This window comes from Synechococcus sp. MVIR-18-1, from assembly GCF_014279835.1.
GTDB lineage: Bacteria > Cyanobacteriota > Cyanobacteriia > PCC-6307 > Cyanobiaceae > Synechococcus_C.
Window position 1 is genome coordinate 742,252 of the sequence record NZ_CP047942.1, and the last position, 18,227, is coordinate 760,478.

15 protein-coding genes and 1 pseudogene are annotated in these 18,227 nt (G+C 51.4%); 11 read left to right on the forward strand and 5 right to left on the reverse strand.

Features of this window, described 5'->3' with window-relative positions:
• Positions 1 to 40: 40 nt before the first annotated feature.
• The 5 genes from SynMVIR181_RS03940 to SynMVIR181_RS03960 all read left to right on the forward strand — a co-directional run bounded on the left by SynMVIR181_RS03940 (position 41) and on the right by SynMVIR181_RS03960 (position 6,123).
• A complete protein-coding gene (locus tag SynMVIR181_RS03940) occupies positions 41 to 1,612 on the forward strand; it encodes a DUF1254 domain-containing protein (RefSeq protein ID WP_186590487.1) in 1,572 nt (523 codons plus the stop codon).
• Between the two features lie 37 nt (positions 1,613 to 1,649).
• The gene (locus SynMVIR181_RS03945) at positions 1,650 to 3,203 is read left to right on the forward strand and encodes a DUF1254 domain-containing protein (RefSeq protein WP_186590057.1); all 1,554 of its coding nucleotides are present in this window, start codon (positions 1,650 to 1,652) and stop codon (positions 3,201 to 3,203) included.
• A 209-nt stretch (positions 3,204 to 3,412) separates the two neighbouring features.
• Complete coding sequence (locus tag SynMVIR181_RS03950; RefSeq protein ID WP_186590058.1) at positions 3,413 to 3,709, forward strand: hypothetical protein; 297 nt, start codon at positions 3,413 to 3,415, stop codon at positions 3,707 to 3,709.
• Between the two features lie 36 nt (positions 3,710 to 3,745).
• Positions 3,746 to 4,846, forward strand: a complete 1,101-nt coding sequence (locus SynMVIR181_RS03955; protein ID WP_186590059.1) for a DUF1254 domain-containing protein — start codon at positions 3,746 to 3,748, stop codon at positions 4,844 to 4,846.
• Positions 4,847 to 4,977: 131 nt separating this feature from the next.
• Positions 4,978 to 6,123, forward strand: coding sequence for a DUF1254 domain-containing protein (locus SynMVIR181_RS03960; protein ID WP_370593873.1), 1,146 nt, complete (start codon positions 4,978 to 4,980; stop codon positions 6,121 to 6,123).
• A gap of 73 nt (positions 6,124 to 6,196) precedes the next feature.
• Here the strand turns inward: SynMVIR181_RS03960 and SynMVIR181_RS03965 are convergent, their stop codons facing one another.
• On the reverse strand, positions 6,197 to 7,270 hold the full coding sequence (locus tag SynMVIR181_RS03965) for an outer membrane protein (RefSeq protein ID WP_255444420.1): 1,074 nt from the start codon (positions 7,268 to 7,270) through the stop codon (positions 6,197 to 6,199).
• A gap of 144 nt (positions 7,271 to 7,414) precedes the next feature.
• Between SynMVIR181_RS03965 and SynMVIR181_RS03970 the strand changes: the two genes are divergently transcribed.
• From SynMVIR181_RS03970 to SynMVIR181_RS03990, 5 genes are all read left to right on the forward strand, one after another.
• Positions 7,415 to 8,425: a neuromedin U gene (locus SynMVIR181_RS03970; protein WP_186590060.1), complete on the forward strand. Its 1,011-nt coding sequence runs from the start codon at positions 7,415 to 7,417 to the stop codon at positions 8,423 to 8,425.
• Between the two features lie 157 nt (positions 8,426 to 8,582).
• Positions 8,583 to 9,431: a formylglycine-generating enzyme family protein gene (locus SynMVIR181_RS03975; RefSeq protein WP_186590061.1), complete on the forward strand. Its 849-nt coding sequence runs from the start codon at positions 8,583 to 8,585 to the stop codon at positions 9,429 to 9,431.
• Positions 9,432 to 9,524: 93 nt separating this feature from the next.
• Positions 9,525 to 10,379 carry a phosphatase PAP2 family protein gene (locus tag SynMVIR181_RS03980; RefSeq protein WP_186590062.1) on the forward strand — a complete coding sequence of 285 codons (855 nt, stop codon included), beginning with the start codon at positions 9,525 to 9,527 and terminating at the stop codon, positions 10,377 to 10,379.
• A 23-nt stretch (positions 10,380 to 10,402) separates the two neighbouring features.
• Complete coding sequence (locus SynMVIR181_RS03985) at positions 10,403 to 11,713, forward strand: diacylglycerol kinase family protein (RefSeq protein WP_186590063.1); 1,311 nt, start codon at positions 10,403 to 10,405, stop codon at positions 11,711 to 11,713.
• A complete protein-coding gene (locus tag SynMVIR181_RS03990; RefSeq protein ID WP_255444421.1) occupies positions 11,710 to 13,269 on the forward strand; it encodes a metallophosphoesterase in 1,560 nt (519 codons plus the stop codon). The genes SynMVIR181_RS03985 and SynMVIR181_RS03990 overlap by 4 nt, the downstream gene beginning before the upstream one ends.
• A gap of 65 nt (positions 13,270 to 13,334) precedes the next feature.
• On the opposite strand, the gene SynMVIR181_RS03995 is transcribed toward SynMVIR181_RS03990, so the two are convergent.
• The 3 genes and pseudogenes from SynMVIR181_RS03995 to SynMVIR181_RS04005 all read right to left on the reverse strand — a co-directional run bounded on the left by SynMVIR181_RS03995 (position 13,335) and on the right by SynMVIR181_RS04005 (position 15,260).
• Positions 13,335 to 13,760, reverse strand: coding sequence for a hypothetical protein (locus tag SynMVIR181_RS03995; protein WP_186590064.1), 426 nt, complete (start codon positions 13,758 to 13,760; stop codon positions 13,335 to 13,337).
• A gap of 207 nt (positions 13,761 to 13,967) precedes the next feature.
• Positions 13,968 to 14,855, reverse strand: a pseudogene (locus SynMVIR181_RS04000) (bile acid:sodium symporter family protein); the annotation flags it as partial.
• Positions 14,856 to 14,867: 12 nt separating this feature from the next.
• On the reverse strand, positions 14,868 to 15,260 hold the full coding sequence (locus tag SynMVIR181_RS04005; protein ID WP_255444422.1) for a YidH family protein: 393 nt from the start codon (positions 15,258 to 15,260) through the stop codon (positions 14,868 to 14,870).
• A 151-nt stretch (positions 15,261 to 15,411) separates the two neighbouring features.
• Here SynMVIR181_RS04005 and SynMVIR181_RS04010 point away from each other — a divergent pair, with 151 nt between their 5' ends.
• Positions 15,412 to 15,771 (forward strand): DUF1622 domain-containing protein, encoded by a 360-nt coding sequence (locus SynMVIR181_RS04010; protein WP_186590067.1) that lies wholly within the window; start codon positions 15,412 to 15,414, stop codon positions 15,769 to 15,771.
• A 46-nt stretch (positions 15,772 to 15,817) separates the two neighbouring features.
• Here the strand turns inward: SynMVIR181_RS04010 and SynMVIR181_RS04015 are convergent, their stop codons facing one another.
• Positions 15,818 to 18,169, reverse strand: a complete 2,352-nt coding sequence (locus SynMVIR181_RS04015) for an arylsulfatase (protein ID WP_255444423.1) — start codon at positions 18,167 to 18,169, stop codon at positions 15,818 to 15,820.
• Between the last annotated feature and the right edge of the window lie 58 nt (positions 18,170 to 18,227).

Below are 18,227 nucleotides of genomic sequence, written 5' to 3' on the forward strand. Positions count from 1 at the left end.
CGTGCTTAAACGGCTCAACAGAAACTTTTGTCGAATGGGTATGTCAGGCATTTCCAGCAAGCTGCGCAGGCACTCTTCTGCTTTGTTGCTTACATCTTTAGTGGTGGCAGCAGTTAGTGCATCGGATCGTGCCGTCAATGCACAACAGGCACAAGCGAGTAATCGCTATACCACTCCCATCCCTGAGGAGATTTTCACTCCAGACACCGTTAAGACAAGTGCTGGAACGTTTCGGTTCTTCGATGGGATGCCTGATGCAGAAACAGTTCGAACAAGTTTCGAAAATCTAAAATTTATACGTGGCTATGAAACCTTCCTGACCTTGATGCCCGCAGCAAGTATCGAAATGCTGCGTCATGGTCATGCCGGGATTGGAGTTGATGATCACACCAAGGTGGCCTTGTTGTCTCCCTTGAATTCGAATCCTCTGTTTCTCACCGGTAATACCGATACTATTTATGGCTCAACATTTTTCAACCTTAAGGACACAGGTCCTCTGGTTATCGAGATCCCTGCTGGGCTTGGTCCAGGCACGATTAACGATGCCTTTTTTCGCTTTGTCGCTGATACGGGGGCTCCGGGCCCTGATAAGGGGAAAGGTGGTAAATATTTGATCTTGGGTCCAGATGATGCTGAGCCAAGCAATGTTGGTGATTATTTTGTTTTCCGCTCTCCAACATATTCAAACTGGTTGATTCTCAGGGCTTTCCTTGATTCCAACGGCATGCCTGATAAGGCCATTGCTATCTATGAGAACGGATTACGTCTTTATCCCTATTCGCAGAAAGGCAATCCACCTCAGATGAGCTTTATTAAAGCTGGCGAACAGGTGTTTAATACGGTTCATGCCAATAATTTTGAGTTTTTCAATGAACTCAACACGGTGATCCAGCGTGAGCCCATTGCTTTCTTAGATCCCGAGCTAAGGGGATTGGCATCGTCGATTGGTCTCGAAAGAGGTCAACCTTTTTCTCCTTCCCCAGAAGATAGGAAGCTCCTAGAGGAAGCGATTCAAGTGGGTGTTGCTTATGTGCGCTCTGATATGGGTAAGCCTCGAAATGAGGATGTTTACTTCTATCCAGGCAAGCAATGGTTCACGCCGTTTGCAGGTGGGAGTCATGAGTGGCTGATTGATGGTGGGAAAGGTGGCCTCAACCTCGATGCCCGTAATAATTTCTTTTGGGGCTACACCGTTAACACTCCGGCCATGGTGCTGAAAATGGTGGGTGTCGGATCCCAGTACGGAGTGGTAGCGACTGATTCCAATAGTGTCTATCTCGATGGAAGTAAGACTTACAAATTCACGATCGATAAAGATGTACCTGCGAAAGATTTTTGGTCGATGGTCGTTTATGACCCGCAGACTCGATCTGAACTGCAGACGGGTCAACTTTTACCTAGTAAAAATAGTGTCCGAAATAAAGATATAAACATGAATGCTGATGGCAGTATTGATCTGTATTTTGGTCCTAAAGCACCTATAGGACAAGAAGCAAATTGGATTGAAACTGTTCCTGGCAAGGGTTGGTTCGCTGTCTTCCGTCTCTATGGTCCGCTGGAGCCTTGGTTCGATAAAACCTGGCAGCTTAATGACATTCAGCCTCTTGGTTGAGGTCTAAACCAATCAATCTCACAATTTATCCTCAACCATGACTTTATTTACTCGCTTCCCTTCAGCTGTTCTTTCTGCTTTATTCTTGGCTTGTAGCGGTTCTGTGCTTCATGCCGCTGATATTGCGCCAAAGGGCTATAACACGCTTATTCCTGTCGACGTTTTGACGACAGACACTGTTAAGACTCGGATCGGCACGTTTAAGTATTTCGATGGTTTCCCTGATGACGAGACGATGCGAAAGGCACGGCGTCAGGTGGATTTAGGCCGTGGAATTCAGACCTTCCTCAATTTCATGCCAGCCGCTTCGCTGGAGATGCTGTACGTGGGACATCTTGATGGCTATGGCCTGAAGCCGAATCGGGACATTGGCATTTTTGATGAGCTGATGAGTTCTAAGTCCCTGTGGCTTACAGGAAATACCGATACGGTCTACGCCTCAGCTTTCCTAGATCTCAGCGATGGTCCGGTCGTTGTGGAGGTTCCACCCGGTACAGGTCCAGGAACGGTGAATGATGCTTTCTTCCGATTTGTGGTGGATATGGGAGGCCCTGGACCTGACAAGGGTAAGGGCGGTAAGTATCTCATTCTTGGGCCTGGTCAACAGGCGCCTGCATCCACTGATGGGTTTTATATTGCACAGACCCCTAGCATCATCAACTGGTTGATTCTTCGAGGTTTTCTTGATGATCAAGGCCAGCCAGATACGGCACGGGATAGCTTCAGAAATGGCTTGAAGATCTACCCCTATGCGATGCGGGCCAATCCACAAGCCAACTCTTTCAAGGATCTCACCGACTGGACGGTGAACACCATTCATGCCAATAATTTCAGGTTCTATGAAGAGCTGAATGAGGTGATTCAGCGTGAGCCTTCCGAGATGTTTTCTCCAGAGCTTCTTGGAATGGCGTCAGCGATTGGTATTCAAAAAGGCAAGCCGTTTGCTCCGGATGCTGAGCAAAGGGAACTGCTTACAGAATCAGTTGCGATTGGTAATGCCACGGCTCGTTCGATCCTATTTTCACCTCAGGATCCCAAGGCTTATATCTACCCAGGTAAAGCTGGTTATTGGCAAACTGGATTTCCTGGAGGTAGTCACGAGTATCTCGTGAACAATGGAAATGGTGGGCGCGATATGGATGGCCGCACCTTGTTTTTCTATCTTGCCACGGTGAATACACCGGCGATGGCTCTTGAGCTACCAGGGGTTGGGTCTCAATATGCTTTCTCTTCTAGGGATGCGAAAGGTGCTTATCTCGATGGAGCCAACACCTATAAACTCACAGTTCCTGCCAATGCTCCGGCGAATCGTTTCTGGTCATTTGTGGTTTACGACCCCCAAACCCGTTCGATGCTGCAAAGCAAGGAATCGCCTTATCCCAGTAAAAACAACAAGCGCAATCAGGATATGGTGAGCAATGCTGATGGCAGCGTTGATCTGTACTTCGGACCTGAACCACCAGCGGGCCAGGAGGCCAATTGGGTGAAAACCATTCCTGGTAAGGGTTGGTTTGGGATCTTTCGTTTGTACGGGCCGGAGCAAGCTTGGTTCGACCGGTCCTGGACGCTTGGCTCGATAGAAAGGCTCTAAATCAATTTGATCTGCATCACAACATCAGGAGCTATGTTCATAGCTCTTGATGTTGTTGCGAAGACTGGCGATAAAGAAGGCAAGGCAAAGTCCCCAGATGATGCCTTTCACGATGATGGCGTTCATATCCTCAATCGGATGATCTTTTCTGAAGGCTGTTCTATTCCACGTAGATAGTCCTATAAATGGGCAAAAATTAGAGCGATTGGATGATCACTGGCGATGCAACGCTGGTTTGGTTCAGAGGTGCGCCATTGCTGCAGGGCAGGCAGCATCCGTTTTGGGGCTGCCAGCAGGTGGGCCTGCTCCACCAAAAGCTGAGCTCAGGGTGGGAGCGAGCCGGGCGCACCGGCTTCGGTGCCGATCACATCGATCATCACGCCATTGTGCTGCGTCTAAGGCAGCGATCTTTGCTTCTTATTTTGATTCTTACTTTGGTTCGGATTGTGCGAGATGGCTTGCTCGATTGGGTGAATAGCCAGACAAAGTCTTTCAACGTGATTTAGACGTTTAAAGGAATCAAAAGACTCATGGCACCTCATATGACTTCACTCTCAGGGCGATTCGCTGGTGTGGCCTCAGCGCTGAGCCTCGGACTCCTCTCTGTTGCTACGCCTTCTGTGTCAAAGGCGGAATCGATTGCAGCTTCGAATCGTTGCCCTGAGCCCGCTGTTGTTGTTGAAAGTGATGCGGTTGTTCCTGTCACGAAGGCAAACTATGCAGCGGCTGAAACACAGACCGTGTTTGCCAAGTACATCGCCAACGTTGCCAAGGGAAGCTGCAGCGGTGGGATGGGTGTGCTGTTGAACGTCAGCAAAGCAGCAGATCCAAAGGATCGAACGGTGATTCGCATCAATTTCGATACCTTGTATTCATGGTTGATTTTGGATCTCAATGATCCGGCAACGATCACGCTTCCCGAAACAGGTGGTCGTTATCAAAGCGCCATGGTTGTGGATGATCAGGGATATACATCTGTCTATAAGAACCCTGGCGATTATGAATTAACCAAGGAAAATGTTGGCAGTCGCAATGCCTTGGTAGGGTTCCGCACCGGCGTGAACATGAATGATCCGGAAGACCTCGCCAAAGCTCGCGATTTGCAGAAGAAATTAAAGGTGAGCCAGGCGAATCGTGGTGAATTTGTGCAGCCCAATCGATGGAACCTCGAGGAGATGCTTGCCTTACGCGCTGCTTACAATCAAGAACGTAACGAGCAAGGTGTGAAGTCTGAAGACCTCTATGGCCGTAAGGGTGTTATCTCTCCAGAGCGCAATAATATGGGCGTTGCTGTGGGGATTGGAGGATTACCAAAAGAAGGGGCTGTCTATCTCTTCTATACGCCGTCTTCAGATGAGGCTCAAACGCTCACTCTCAAAGATGTTCCTTATGGAAACAATGCATTCTGGTCTTTAACTGTTTACGACAAGGATGGCTTCCCTGTTGGTGACAATTACAACGTCAACAGTGCCTTCGTAACAGCGAATGATCAAGGTGAAGTGGTGCTGAATTTTGGTGGTGATTCCAGTCAGGAGAATTACCTTGGCGTTTACCCAGGTTGGAATGCCACCTTGAGGATTTACAACCCCACTCCTGCTTATTTTGATGGCTCCTGGACGCGTCCGGAGTTGGTGCTGAAGTGAGTGTCTGATGCGATCAGGAAAGATCAGGGTCCCATGGCTTCAACCGTGGATAGGCCCCATTTTTGATCCCAATGGTGCGTAATGCTGCATCGCTGCTGGTCTGCAGTGATGCAGGCCCTTCATTCATGGTTATGACTAAACAAACAATGATCGGCTCAGTGGGATTTCGTTTATTCAGGCGTCAAGCGCGCACCGTCTTGATGGCTTCAGCTCTTGGAGCAGGGCTGCTAGTTGGTTCGCAAACCAGAGCTGACAGTGGTCACTCGCACGCAACGAAGCACAACTGCCCTGAAGCGGCGATTGAGACCAAAGCCACTGCGGTCACACCGGTGACCAAGGCCAATTACGCCGTTGCTGAGACGGAGGTGATTCTTGAAGATTACGTCCGCAAAATTGCCAAGGGAACGTGTGGCACGGGTGTTGGAGAGTTTATGCACCTCAGTAAGGCCATGGATCCAGCGGATCGGACCATCCTGAGGCCCAATTTCGATACGTTGTACTCCTTTGCAGTGCTGGATCTTGACAGCCCTGCAACCGTTGTCTTACCTGAAACAGACCGCTATCAAATCCTTGAAGTGGTTGATGAGGAGCATTGGATTCCCGTTGTTAGCGCTAAGCCCGGTCGTTATGAGTTGACGAAGGAGGCCATAGGGAGTCGCTATGTGTTCGCGTTCGTGCGCACACAGGTGAACATGCAGGATCCCGCTGATTTGCAAGCCGCCGCTGCTGTTCAAAAGCAAATTGGTTTGGAGCAGGCCAACAAAGGTGAATTTATCTCTAACCATCGCTACAACATGCAGGAGATTCTTGATCTCCGTTCCGATTACAACAGTCGCCGTGAACCCGAGGGTGTGACCTCGGAGAACGCCTTTGGCAAAAGGGGAGAGATCAGCGATGAGCTGCGTAATTTCGGCGTTGCAGTGGGCTGGGGTGGATTGCCTAAGCAAGGAGCTGTCTATCCCTTCCCCAAGATTGTTGACTCCATCGAGCCTCACACTCTTGTGATGAAGGATGTGCCCAATGATCCTCGGGCTTTCTGGTCCGTCACGGTGTATGACGCCAAAGGGTTTTCAACCGGTGAAAAATATAATGTCAACAGTGCATTTGCCAAGGCCAATGAAAAAGGTGAATATGTTATTCATCTAGGTGGAGATAAAAATCAGGATAATTATCTTGATATTTATCCGGGTTGGAATGTGGCTATTCGTGTTTACTCTCCAACAAAGTCGTATTTCGATGGCAGCTGGAAACTACCTCAGTTTCAGCCCGTTCAATAACTTTGAAGCCCGGGTTTTTAACCCGGGCTTTTTGACTTGACGTTTTGTATGCCCGATGTTGTGTGATTGATTATCAGTCAAACAGCCAGCGCAGGCCAAGGTTCACGCCGCTTTGGTCCACGCTGTAGGCGTTGCCACCGCCTCCGGCGTAATCAAGCCCGAAGTACTTATAGGAAAGGGAGATTTGGGCTGAGTTTCCCAGGGCGTAGGCAATGCCTGCCTGCGCCGTTCCGCTCAGATCTTGTTCGCCGCTCAAGCCGAACCCGCCGGCATCCAGGTAGGCAAACGCTTGCCAGTCTTCACTGATGGCATAGGTGCCGAAGGCACCGATCAGCGGTTGCACCCAGGTGTTACCCCAGCTTTCGCTGGAGGCTTTCTCCAGTTCACGCGTGTTCTCCAGGCTTACTCCCTGACCTTCCACGGAAACGGTGGTTTCATTGCGAACGGACCAGCTGGTGTTGAGGTTGGCGTCGATCACTCGGGCTCCAAGCAGGCCAAGAAAACTGCTACTTCCTTTTTTCATCCGTGGTTTCTGAATCGCTCCTGCTCGGTAGCGGAAGGCCAGATCAACGATGGTTTGATTGACATCAACGTCAACATCTAGATCTCCATCGACGCGAACCGTGCTCTGTATGAGGGCTGCAGGAAGTCCTAGCTGATTGCGCAAGGGGTTCGTTGTTTCCTTAAAGAAGGATTTGGATCCGCTTCCGGACTGGCTCCCGTGATTGACACCGGCCATGAACCCGAATCGGCCATATTCAACTTGTGCTTTAAAGGTGAGCACTCCATCGAGCGAACTAAGCACATCCGAGAGGGATTGTTCCGCGCTGCTTGTATTGCCGTTGATGGTTGTTGTGCTGTAAGTGGTTGGAACTAGGAAGGAATAGAGATCCAGGTACACACGCCAGCTGTCTTCCTCGTCTTGTTCCTGTTCGGATTGCGTTTCTTCATTATTCGCTTGACTGAGCACGAGGGGTGCAATTTCTTCTGTTTGAGAGATTTCAGGATCGACGTTGGCTACTACATCAGTCTCAATCTGAGTTTCATTGGTATCAACGATTTCTGCCGCGAGTAACGGTTTCATCGATGCTTCCACGCACAGCATGCTTAGTGGAGCGATGAGAGCCAGGGGCAGAAAGCGTGTCACGTATGGAATTGAGATTCGCTGAAACTTAGGCGGGGCAATTTGTTATTGCTGCTGAATCTGATCCCATTCGTGCTGATTTTTGTGGGATGCCCTTGTCGGCTTGGTTTGATGCAATAAAACTCAATCGGTTTTTGGATCAAATTGATGATTTCGCGTTTCCGTGGGCGTTTAGGCCTGGCATGGCTACTTGGATGTGTGGCCCTTCTGGCCCCTTCCGTTGCTGAGGCGCAAGAGAAGTCTGAGTTTTTGGTCGCCGACCCTGTTGATTTTGATTTCACGCCTCTCGTTCATAGTGAAATTGCACAGGCTTCTGCCGACGGTCAACCTCCTGGTACGGATAATCAACCGGTCACGGTGACTCCAGGCGAATCGGTTGCTGCGGAGGAGGGTTCGTTGGCGAAGGCGGCGCAAAACCCGATTGCCAGTTTGATCAGCCTTCCCATTCAGTGGAACAGCACTCCAAATACGCAATGGGCGCCGAATCTTTTGGACCCCAAGGCCAAGCAGAATCAGACTCAAAATGTAGTCAATGTGCAGCCGGTTATTCCCTTCAAGGTGAGCGATGGCCTGACATTGGTCACACGCACGATTGTTCCTTTTATTTCCCAGCCGTGGGTTGGCGGTACCTCGATTCAGGCACTTGGAGATATCAATCCTTCGGTGTTCTTGGTACCCACGTTGAAAGGCAATTTCACGGTTGGTGTGGGACCTACCGTGGTTCTCCCAACGGCGACTGACAGCAGGCTTAGTTCCGGGCAGTGGAGTGCTGGTCCTACGGGTGTTTTGGTTTACACAAAAGGAAAAATCGTTGCCGGCGGTTTGATTAATAATATTTGGTCATTCGCTGGAGATGGCAAGAAAAATGATGTCAATAAAATGTTGATCCAGCCTTTTTTGAATTACAACCTTCCTAAGGGGTGGTATTTGACCAGCTCTCCCATTATTACTGCGAATTGGAATACCCCTGATAATAAGGGTTGGACAGTTCCTGTCGGTGCTGGCTTTGGTCGCGTTTTTGTGCTCGGCAAGCAGCCAGTCAATGCTTCTCTTAGCGCTTATTACAACGCAATTAAGCCAGAGGTTGCTGGCGAAACTCTCATCGGCGATTGGACATTGCGCGCACAGGTTCAGTTCTTGTTCCCAACTGGTAGCTAAGCCCTTCAACTGTCATTGATGACGCTAATGTCAGGGTGTAAAAATTGATCTTTTCACCCTGCATCTGTTGGTTGCCGTGGTTGGGATGATGCTTCTAAAGGATTAGATTAGCATGCTTTTAGATTTGGATTGAGTCTACTTTAAAATTATTCTTTTCATGAGCAATCAACACGGTCGAATGATTATTATTCCATCAGGTGAATACTCAATCGGTTCCGACTCTTTTTATCCAGAAGAAGCGCCTGTTCGTTCTATTCAAATCAAGTCTTTCAAGATCGACGAAACTCCTGTTACCAATAGCGAGTATTCGTGTTTTGTCTCTGAGACTGGATACGTCACGGTCTCTGAAAAGCCGCCCGATCCTGTCTTGTATCCCAATCTTCCGCCTGATCAACAGAAGCCAGAATCAGCGGTGTTTATTCCGCCTCCTCCAACGGTGGATCGCAATCAACCAATGTCTTGGTGGGCCTTGATCGAAGGAGCCGATTGGCGGCATCCCCAGGGGCCTGATTCCAGCATCTCCGACAAGATGGATCACCCTGTGGTTCATCTTGCTTATGAAGACGCCCTTGCTTACGCCCAATGGATTGGCAAACGTTTACCGACTGCTGATGAATGGGAGGTGGCTGCCAGAGGTGGCTTGGTTCAGCAGAACTATTCCTGGGGTGCGGAGATGACTCCAGGTGGTCAGTGGCTTGCCAATGTTTGGCAAGGAGCGTTCCCTTGGACAAATGAACAGACGGACGGATGGTTCTGGACGTCTCCGGTGGGATCGTTTCCCGCTAACGGCTACGGCCTTGTCGACATGTGCGGCAATGTTTGGGAGTGGACCTCCACGTTGTTTCCGGTTCCCAAAGGTGAGCAGGAGCGTCGGATCATCAAAGGTGGATCCTTCCTTTGTGCTGAGAACTACTGCCATCGCTTCAGGCCAGCGGCTTTGATGGGACAAACAACTGATACAGCAACCTGCCATATGGGATTCCGTTGTGCGGCGGATTCAGCCTGAGATGTGAGTTGATCCGAATCGTGCTCAATTCATCCTTTCCGATGTTTGCTGTCGAATCCAGTAGCTAATGCTTAGGGAAGTTTTTGTTCTCTGATGCCCCGGCTTGAAACCAGTCTGTTGATCTTGGCTTTGCTCGGTGGGGGGCTGCCGCTTGGAGGTCCTGTTCAAGCCGCGGATGCACCAAGCCACTGTGAATCCAACGTGGGATCCCCTTCTGATCTGAAGGAGCTGAAACACGGTCTTGTGCAGGGCTACCTCGCACAGGACACTCTTCCTGATTCCCTAAAACTGCTTGCTCCGCCGCCTGCTCCAGGATCAGCGGCACAGGCGCTCGATGATGAGTACGCCAACCTCAACATTGCTCTTCAGGAGACCCCACGCTGGAACCAAGCCGCAACGGATGCCGATCTCAACTTCCCTGCTGCTGCGTCAATTTTTTCCTGCAGTTTGGGAGTTGAGATTTCTGAGGAGCGAACCCCCAGGCTGTACACGCTCCTGCGTCGCTCACTGACCGACGCGGGACTTGCTTCTTACAAAGCAAAGATGCACTACCAACGGCCTAGGCCATTCGTGAGCAATAGACAGTCGATCTGCACCCCTGAAGATGAGTCGATACTCCGATCCGACGGTTCTTATCCGTCGGGGCACACATCAGTGGGCTGGGCCTGGGCTCTGATCCTCAGTGAGATTGCTCCAAGCCAACAGGATCAAATTCTCCAACGTGGGATTGAGTATGGAAAGAGCCGAAACGTCTGCAATGTGCACTGGTACAGCGACGTCCAGGCGGGGCAGCTCATCGGCTCAGCAACCGTGGCCCAACTGCACGCCAATCCCGTCTTTCGCGCTGATTTACGTGCAGCAGCAGCAGAAGTTAAGGCGCAACAAGCGCTGAATCAAAACGCAAACGGCATCGACTGCGAGCTCGAGCAACAAGCGCTGCGTCCCTGAACGACTTATCCCATGACCAAGCCATGCCCTCAACCCTTGTCCTGAACGCTGATTTAGACGTCTGCCCAGCCCTTGGGACGTGGATCATCAACAACACCCAACTGCTATCTGGGTTTTCACTCTTGATCGCAGAAGACGTGCTGCAGGAGCTCGCGAAGCGCTATCCCTTGCAGGGCCTCTCGATCGTTCAGGCTCGGGCGATTCGCCAAGGCGGAGACATTGCGATGGCCGCCACGATCCTCAACGGTGAGATCAGTGGTCTCATTCACTTCCCCTCTCCACCTCAACGTCAAGGCAGGGATGTGCTGTCTGAGCCGTTGGTTCGTGCAGCACTGCTCCAAGACCTGCCGGTTGCCCTGAATCCAGCCACGGCATCGGCGTTGATGCAGGGCGTGAAAAGAAGCCGCAGGGGGTATCTGATTTTTAATCCCGTCTCCGGTCAAGGAGATCCTGAAGCGGAGCTGGCCGAAATTCGCTCTTATCTTGAGCCTCAGTTCATGCTGCAGATTTGGAAGACGCGACCCGATCGAGACCCCGCCGAACAAGCCAAAGACTTGATCAAGGAGATCAATGCCTTTGATGCTGAAGGGGAGGGAGATTCGATCATCATTGCCTCGGGCGGCGATGGCACGGTTGGTGCCGTTGCTAGTGCCCTTCAAAACAGCAATATTCCCCTTGGCATCATTCCCCGTGGCACCGCCAATGCCTTTTCGGTTGCGCTGGGAATTCCTACGGGATTGAAGGCCGCTTGCACCAATTTGCTCCTTGGCAACCTGCGTCGGGTTGATGTTGCTCTGTGCAATAACCGACCGATGATTTTGTTAGCTGGCCTCGGCTTTGAGGCAGGAATGGTGGATAAAGCGAGCCGTGAATTAAAGAACATTCTCGGACCCATGGCCTACATTTTTTCAGGTGCCCGGCAGCTGGTGGATCAGCAACCTTTCCACGCCACGATGCAGATTGATGGAAAGGACTACAGGCTTGATGCCAGCGCGATCACGATGGCCAATGCCGCTCCGGCCACATCCGTGATGGCCCAGGGTTTTGGAGAGGTGATTCCAGACGATGGATTGCTCGAGGTGATCGTTGCTTCTCCGAAGGACCGCATCAGTGGGCTTTCGGTGCTCTCAAGTCTTGCTTGGTCAGCGATCATGAGCAGTAGCGCCAATCACAACAACAATATTGCTTGTTTTCGAACCAAAGAACTACAAATTGAACTGGATGATGTTCAGAAATTGGTGATCGATGGTGAGGTTCTCGATGCGAAAAGTATTACTTTGAGTGTGAATCCTGGAGCCCTGCAGGTGGTTGCTCCAATCCCCTTGAAATCTTGAACTTCGCCAGTGATCCCAGCATCCAGCGGAAGATCAGCAAGATGGCCGCGCGCGTGCGCTGGAAGCATCCAGAGCTGATTCGCCAAGGGATTGATCAGACCCGACTCGTGATTGACCAGGGGAATGACAACCCTGGTAGCGACGATGCCTTTTACTTTTTGGTTCTTGGCGATAGTGGTACTGGTCGTCATCGCTTCCAGAGTCCTCCCCGTCGGATTGCTGAACGACTGCTACCGCATAAAGCGGATGCAGCTTTTCTGCTGCACACCGGAGATGTGGTTTATCTGGTTGGCGCTTTGGATCAGTACCGCGCCAACTTTTTAAGGCCCTACCGGGAATGGCTTGATCAGGGCAACGCTTGGAAAAGCATGAGCCCTGAAGGCTTGGTCTTTAATCAGCCATTTTTGCCAGTTCCTGGTAACCACGATTACTACGACCTTTCATGGCCTGTTGCCTTGCTCGCGGGGCTGACCCTTCCGTTGCGCCGCTATTTGCAATGGTTTGATGATGTCGATGCCGGCTGGCGCGGCTCTCGCCAGGGTGAGGCCTATGCCCGCGTGTTTTTGGATGTTCTGAATCAAATCCCCCCAGCCCGGCTGACGAACCATCTCGAGTTGCATTACGACGCTGTTTGGGATGGACAGCGATGTTTGCGATACCGGCCTGGTGTGAACACGCGTCTCCCCAATCGTTATTTTCGTTTCCGACAGGCTGGTGTTGATGTGTTTGCGATCGATTCGAACACCCTGATGTCGCCCGAAAAACCAACGAATAATCTTCGCAACTTGCGAGGAGATTTGCGCAGTCTTGAAGAACGTCGAACCACTCTCTACAAAACATTGGCGAGTAGCAACCTCGATGAAACCCACCGAGATGAACTGTTTGATGCGTTGGAAACGCTCCAGGAGGAATGCTTCGATCTTCAACGTCAAATTAAGCAACTCAATCAGATCAATCAAGCAGCGCTAGTTGATCATGAGCAACTGGAATGGCTCAAGGAGGGGTTAATCACATCCCATCGCGATCCAGAAGTGAGGGGCAGGATTTTGACGATGCATCACCCGGCCTATGTCACCGAGAAAACAAAATGCAACCAGGCCGATACGCATGCGATTCGCAGGCAATTGCGCGCTGTTTTCGATGCTGTTGTGAGGGCTCTAGGTGAGGATCTCGGATCGGCCAAACCCGTTGATCTTGTGCTGAGTGGGCACGCCCATTGCCTAGAGGTGCTTCGCACCCATGACACGGGACATGCAGACAGCCACATCAACTGGGTGATTTGCGGCGGCAGCGGCTATGGATTGCGAGCTCAGCGACGGGAAGGTGCTGAGATTACGGAACAAACAGTGGATGGAAAGACCAGGGTGGTGGCAACGAGCGAGCTGTTTATTGGGCGAAACTCGACTGATGCAGGGGGACGCGATGGCTACAGCGGTTTGCGTGTCGACGTTGCAGAGGGGCGCCCCCTCACCATCCGTTTAACGCCTTTGGTGTCGTGCCGAGATGGCAAGAGTTGGCTGGATGCAGATCCTGATCCGATCAGCTTGAGGTCGTGAACTCTTGATTGAATGGATCACTGATTGCCTAGCAGTGGTGTTTCCTTTTTGGTGTGTTGATTGGCTTAATGCGAGTGATTGCGTTGATAGATTCTGAGCTGGTGACTGATCCATCCAGGGCCTAATAAGCCAAGAACGATGATGGTGAGTGAGGCGGTGAGCCGGCTTGAGAGCGTTCGTGCTTCTTCTAGGCCGCCCAATACAAAGGCGATGCCAACTAAGACACCGAAGACACCGGTAAATGTTCCACTGAGCGTGCGCAATAATTCTCCGATCGATCGTCCTTCAACAGCATCAGGATTGATGCCGACCCGAGAGCCTGAAAAAAAGCCAGTGATGCCTAAGACAACAATAAAGAGAAAGCGTTCTAAGGCCGTATTCGCTGGTGCAGCCCCATGTTGTTGAATATTGTTCACCATTGATGATGCTGTTCCTAGGAAACTTCCGCTGCAGAGTCCGATCCCAGACCACCAGAGCAAAGGTTGATGCAAGCGATTTCTCAGTCTGCTCAGCAAAATTAGCAAAAGGCAGCTTATGACTAAGCCTGCAAATAATGATGCTGTAAGTGTGATAAAATAGCCGATCGCAGCGGAAATAAGTAAAGCGCTCAAGTCGGATTCTCTACGGGGCTTTAACTTGAGCGGGGTTTCATTGATTGGATCGTTTTGCATGGGTGTGATTTCGTTGTTTTCGACGCATTAAGCCTGTGATGTGGTTTTTTTGCGCCATTTCATGAAGGGTGCAGATCCGATTGCTGTGATCACGACGTAGCCAACGACAGCAGCCTTGATGTCCATCGCGCCGGGAGCCATCTGTTGAACGATCAACAACGCCAGGCCTGGATTACGCATGGAAAGAACCAGCGGAATAGTGCTGCGCTCGACGCTGTCTTCTCCGGCAATCGTAAACCCTAGAGCGAGTGCGATCCAGGTGAGGATCAGCATCAATAAGGCACCTTTGAGGTTGCCGATCAGCATCGGCGCTGCTTGTGGTAAAGCCACAATCAGGATTAAGACCAAGAGGGCTAATAACAGCGCAGTTGCTATTTTTTGAATCAGTGAATTCCAGCGTTCGGCCCACTCACTACGCCATCGTCGGAGTGACACTCCCACCAGGAGTGGAATCAACTGCACGGTCAAGATCTGGAAGGCAACGTCTTGACTTGGGATATTCCACACGGTTTCACCTGCTTCGCTTGGCAGCTGACTGACCCAAAGCGGGACGCTGATGATGGCTGCGCAAGCTGTCCAAAATTGCAGCCTTGTTGCTAATTCAGGGTTCTCCGCTAGTTTTCTGCTCTTCAAGGCAATCATGGGAGCGCTTGGGCAGATTGCCATCAGCATCACTGCCATTTTGATCGCAGGCGAAAGACCATCTCCCAGAGGAGATTGCAATAGCAGAAGTGCTGCGAGTGGCATGGCAACGCAGGTGGCAAGCAACACGCGAATGAGCAAAGCAGGCCTGCGCTTGAGAAGCCCGAATTGCAGACTGGGCAGGTTGAGGCCCAGTGACACCATGATGAAAAAGAGGACCAGTGAAATCAGGAGTGACATCGGAATAGGGGAAGATGTTTTGGTAAACGGGGAATGGTGACTGGCTCAGATCAATCCGGAAAGCAGCAATAGAAATGCCAAGACTCCGATTACCAAAACAGCTGTTGCTGTGGCAATTGAAAGAGAAGGCTCATCTCGGTAGAGGTAGGGGTCGCTGCGTAGCCGAATGAGTTCACGTTTGTGTTGGCGCATGGCAATCAGCAATGTGAAGATCCCGACTGCGATGAATCCCATCGACATCAGTTGCACGCCAATGTCTTGACTTGCATTTCCGTTGCCTCCTGCATCCCGGATCGCACTGATGATCTTGTCCAGCCCGAATCCGAAACTGATCAGTGCGAGGGCCGTGCGGATCCAAGCCAGGGTGGTGCGCTCTGCGGCAGCTCGGTTGCGTGTTTTGGCCAATTCCGTGCTGGTATTGGACATCTCTGCTGACATCATTTACCTCTATTCCAAGATTAGAAACCATTTCCAATTCGGGCCTTAATCAATGATCCCGTTTGTGCCGAATTCTGCAGGTTGCTGCAAATGGTTTGTTTATTTTCATGTTTTGAGATCACAATTGTTTGAGACCTTACGCGGATGACGGATGGAATGGGTTGAGCATGTTCTGACACACACTGCGGAGGGATTGCGCTTGTTGCTTGAGATCCTTTCGGTGCTATCGGTAGCCGTTGGCTTGGTTGCAGTTTTTAGCCCTGCTGGTCCACTCCGGCTTAGAGCGATTCCACCTCGACTTCTGCAACGAGGGCCCTTAACTTCCGCCCGCTTGACATTTGGCGGATGGATTGCTTTGGCTCTTGAATTTCAGCTTGGTGCTGATGTGGTGCAGACCACCATTAGCCGTGAAGCTTCTGCTTTGATTCAGCTTGGAGCAGTAGCGTTGGTGCGTACATTCCTGAATTACTTTCTGAGTTTGGAACTCAAAGAAAAAGAGCAGACCTCTTAAATAGATCTGCTCAAAGACATGCTGCATTTGTGTTGGCTTGGTTTCTCTATTCGAGATACTCCACGTGCATGGTGTGAATCGTTCCGTTGAATTTAAATGGTGCCCGCTCGTGGTAATCCAGGGAAACTGGAGACCCGAGCGCTTGACCAACATCCAGGCAGTCATTAGCAGTGAACAGCAGCGCTGCCACTCTTGGCACAATGCCTTTCATCAGTTGTGTGCCATTAAGGGACACTTTGATCGCTAGTGGACCTCTTGGATTGTCGTCGGTGTGTTCGGTCACCACCTCCAGCTTGTGTCTGCCAGCGGGTAGTGGCTGATCAGAGCGCAGCTTGGTGCGTTCAATGATGAATAGGTTGTACTCGTAGGTGAGGATCCCTTGATCCATGAACAGGGTGAGACCACCTGAATTGGCACCAAGTTTGTAAAGCACTCCACTGGCATTCTCTGGAATGTCCATGTCGATCGTGACTTTGTTGTTTAGGCAACCAAGACGTGGAGCACAGGTCTCAGGAATGCGGGTAATGGTGCCAGGCAACTCCCAGGATGTTGCTTCCGGGGCCACCTTCAGTTCGGGGTGGAAGATGACGGTCCAGAGACCACCACCAATCGGCATGTTTTTGTATTTCGCCGATTCCACCAGGAACAGATTCTTGAGCATCTGCAGTTTTTCTGGATGCTCATTGGCAACATTCTTGCTCTGACTGAAATCCTCGTCGAGGTTGTAGAGCTCCCAGACGTCGGTGTCTGGTGACCAGGTGAGGATGTCGGGGTCGACGCCCTTCACCCAAGGCAGGCGTGGCCCCACGGCTCCAGCCATCCAGCCATTGTGGTAGATGGATCGAGAGCCCATGATGTCGAAGAATTGGGTTTTGAGTGCACCCGGTGCATCCGGCGCATTGAAGGCATAGGCAAAGCTGGTGCCGTGAATCGGGTCTTGTTCAACGCCATTCACCACCTTGGGTGGAGTGATTCCTACCAGCTCGTAGATCGTTGGCACGAGATCGTTGCAGTGGTGGAACTGCGACCGAGGTTTGGGATCTGGCTTGATGCCCTTTGGCCACTTGATCGCCATCGGATTGCGAGTGCCACCGAGGTAGGAGGCCATCAGCTTCATGCCTTGATAAGGCGTACTGCCAGCCCAGGCCCAGCCTGCGTGATACATGTTGTCCACCAGCGGGGAGCCAAGCGCATCCAGCCCGCCTAAATCGTCGAGCACTTTGATGTGCTCATCGATCTCTGTGGCAATGGAGTTTTGAGCGAGCAGCTCAGAGATCGTGCCGTCCTGGCCCTCGCCCGATGAGCCGTTATCGCCCCAGATGTAAACAACCAGGGTGTTTTCTTCGTACCCGAGCCGTTCAATTTCAGAGACAATGCGGCCAACCTGATGATCCGTGTGTTCGGCAAAGCCTGCCAGCACTTCCATCAAACGCGACTGAAAGGGCTTCTGGTGCTCGGGAATGGAATCCCAGGCTGCCATCCTGGGATGGCGTGGTGTGAGTTGGGCGTTCTCTGGAATCCAGCCTTTGGCTTTGGCGTTCTTGAAGGCACGCTCGCGGTAGGCGTCCCAGCCCTCATCAAACTTGCCTTTGTACTTATCAGCCCATTCCTTGTTCACGTGGTGAGGGCCATGCAGGGCTCCTGAAGCCCAGTACATGTAGAAGGGCTTGTCAGGACTCAGGGCTTTGTGGGTTTGAAGCCAGTTGATGGCGTCATCGGCGAGGTCTTCACTGATGTGATAACCCTCCGCTGGCGTTTTCGGTGGCAACACCACTGTGGTGTTGCGCACCAGATGCGGCTCGTATTGAGAGGCCTCTCCTGCCAGGAATCCGTAGAAATATTCGAATCCCAGCCCCGTTGGCCAGTTCTCAAAGGGACCTGCAGCCGTGGTTTGGTTGGTGGGTGTGTTGTGCCACTTGCCCCATGCACCGGTTGAGTAGCCGTAATTGCGTAGTACGTCGGCCTGGAGTGCACAACTTTCAGGAATTCGTCCTGAATAACCGTCCCAGTCGTTCGCGAATTCACAGATCTGGCCATTGCCCACGAAGGTGTGGTTGCGACCGCTGAGCAGTGAGGAGCGCGTTGGTGAACACATCGCTGTGGTGTGGAAGCGATTGAAGCCCACGCCACCGTCTTTCACGTTCTGCAAGGTGGGCGTATGGATATCGCCGCCAAGGCACTCCGGCAGTGCCGGACCTGCATCATCAATCAGCACCACAAGAATATTGGGTGCATCGTCTGGCAGCCTTTGGGGTTCGGGTAGCGGACTGTATGTCGACTCCTGCATCGTCGTTCCGGCTTTGCTGCCCGACGGCTTGGCAGGGAACGGCAGGATTGAACCGTCGACGTGTGGATTGTTGCCCATGGATGAGAAACCAGTCGTGCGTTGGCTGACCATCACTTGTTAATAGTTGGTTCAGCCTTTGTCTCTGCTTGGGAACTCAAATTTGCACGGA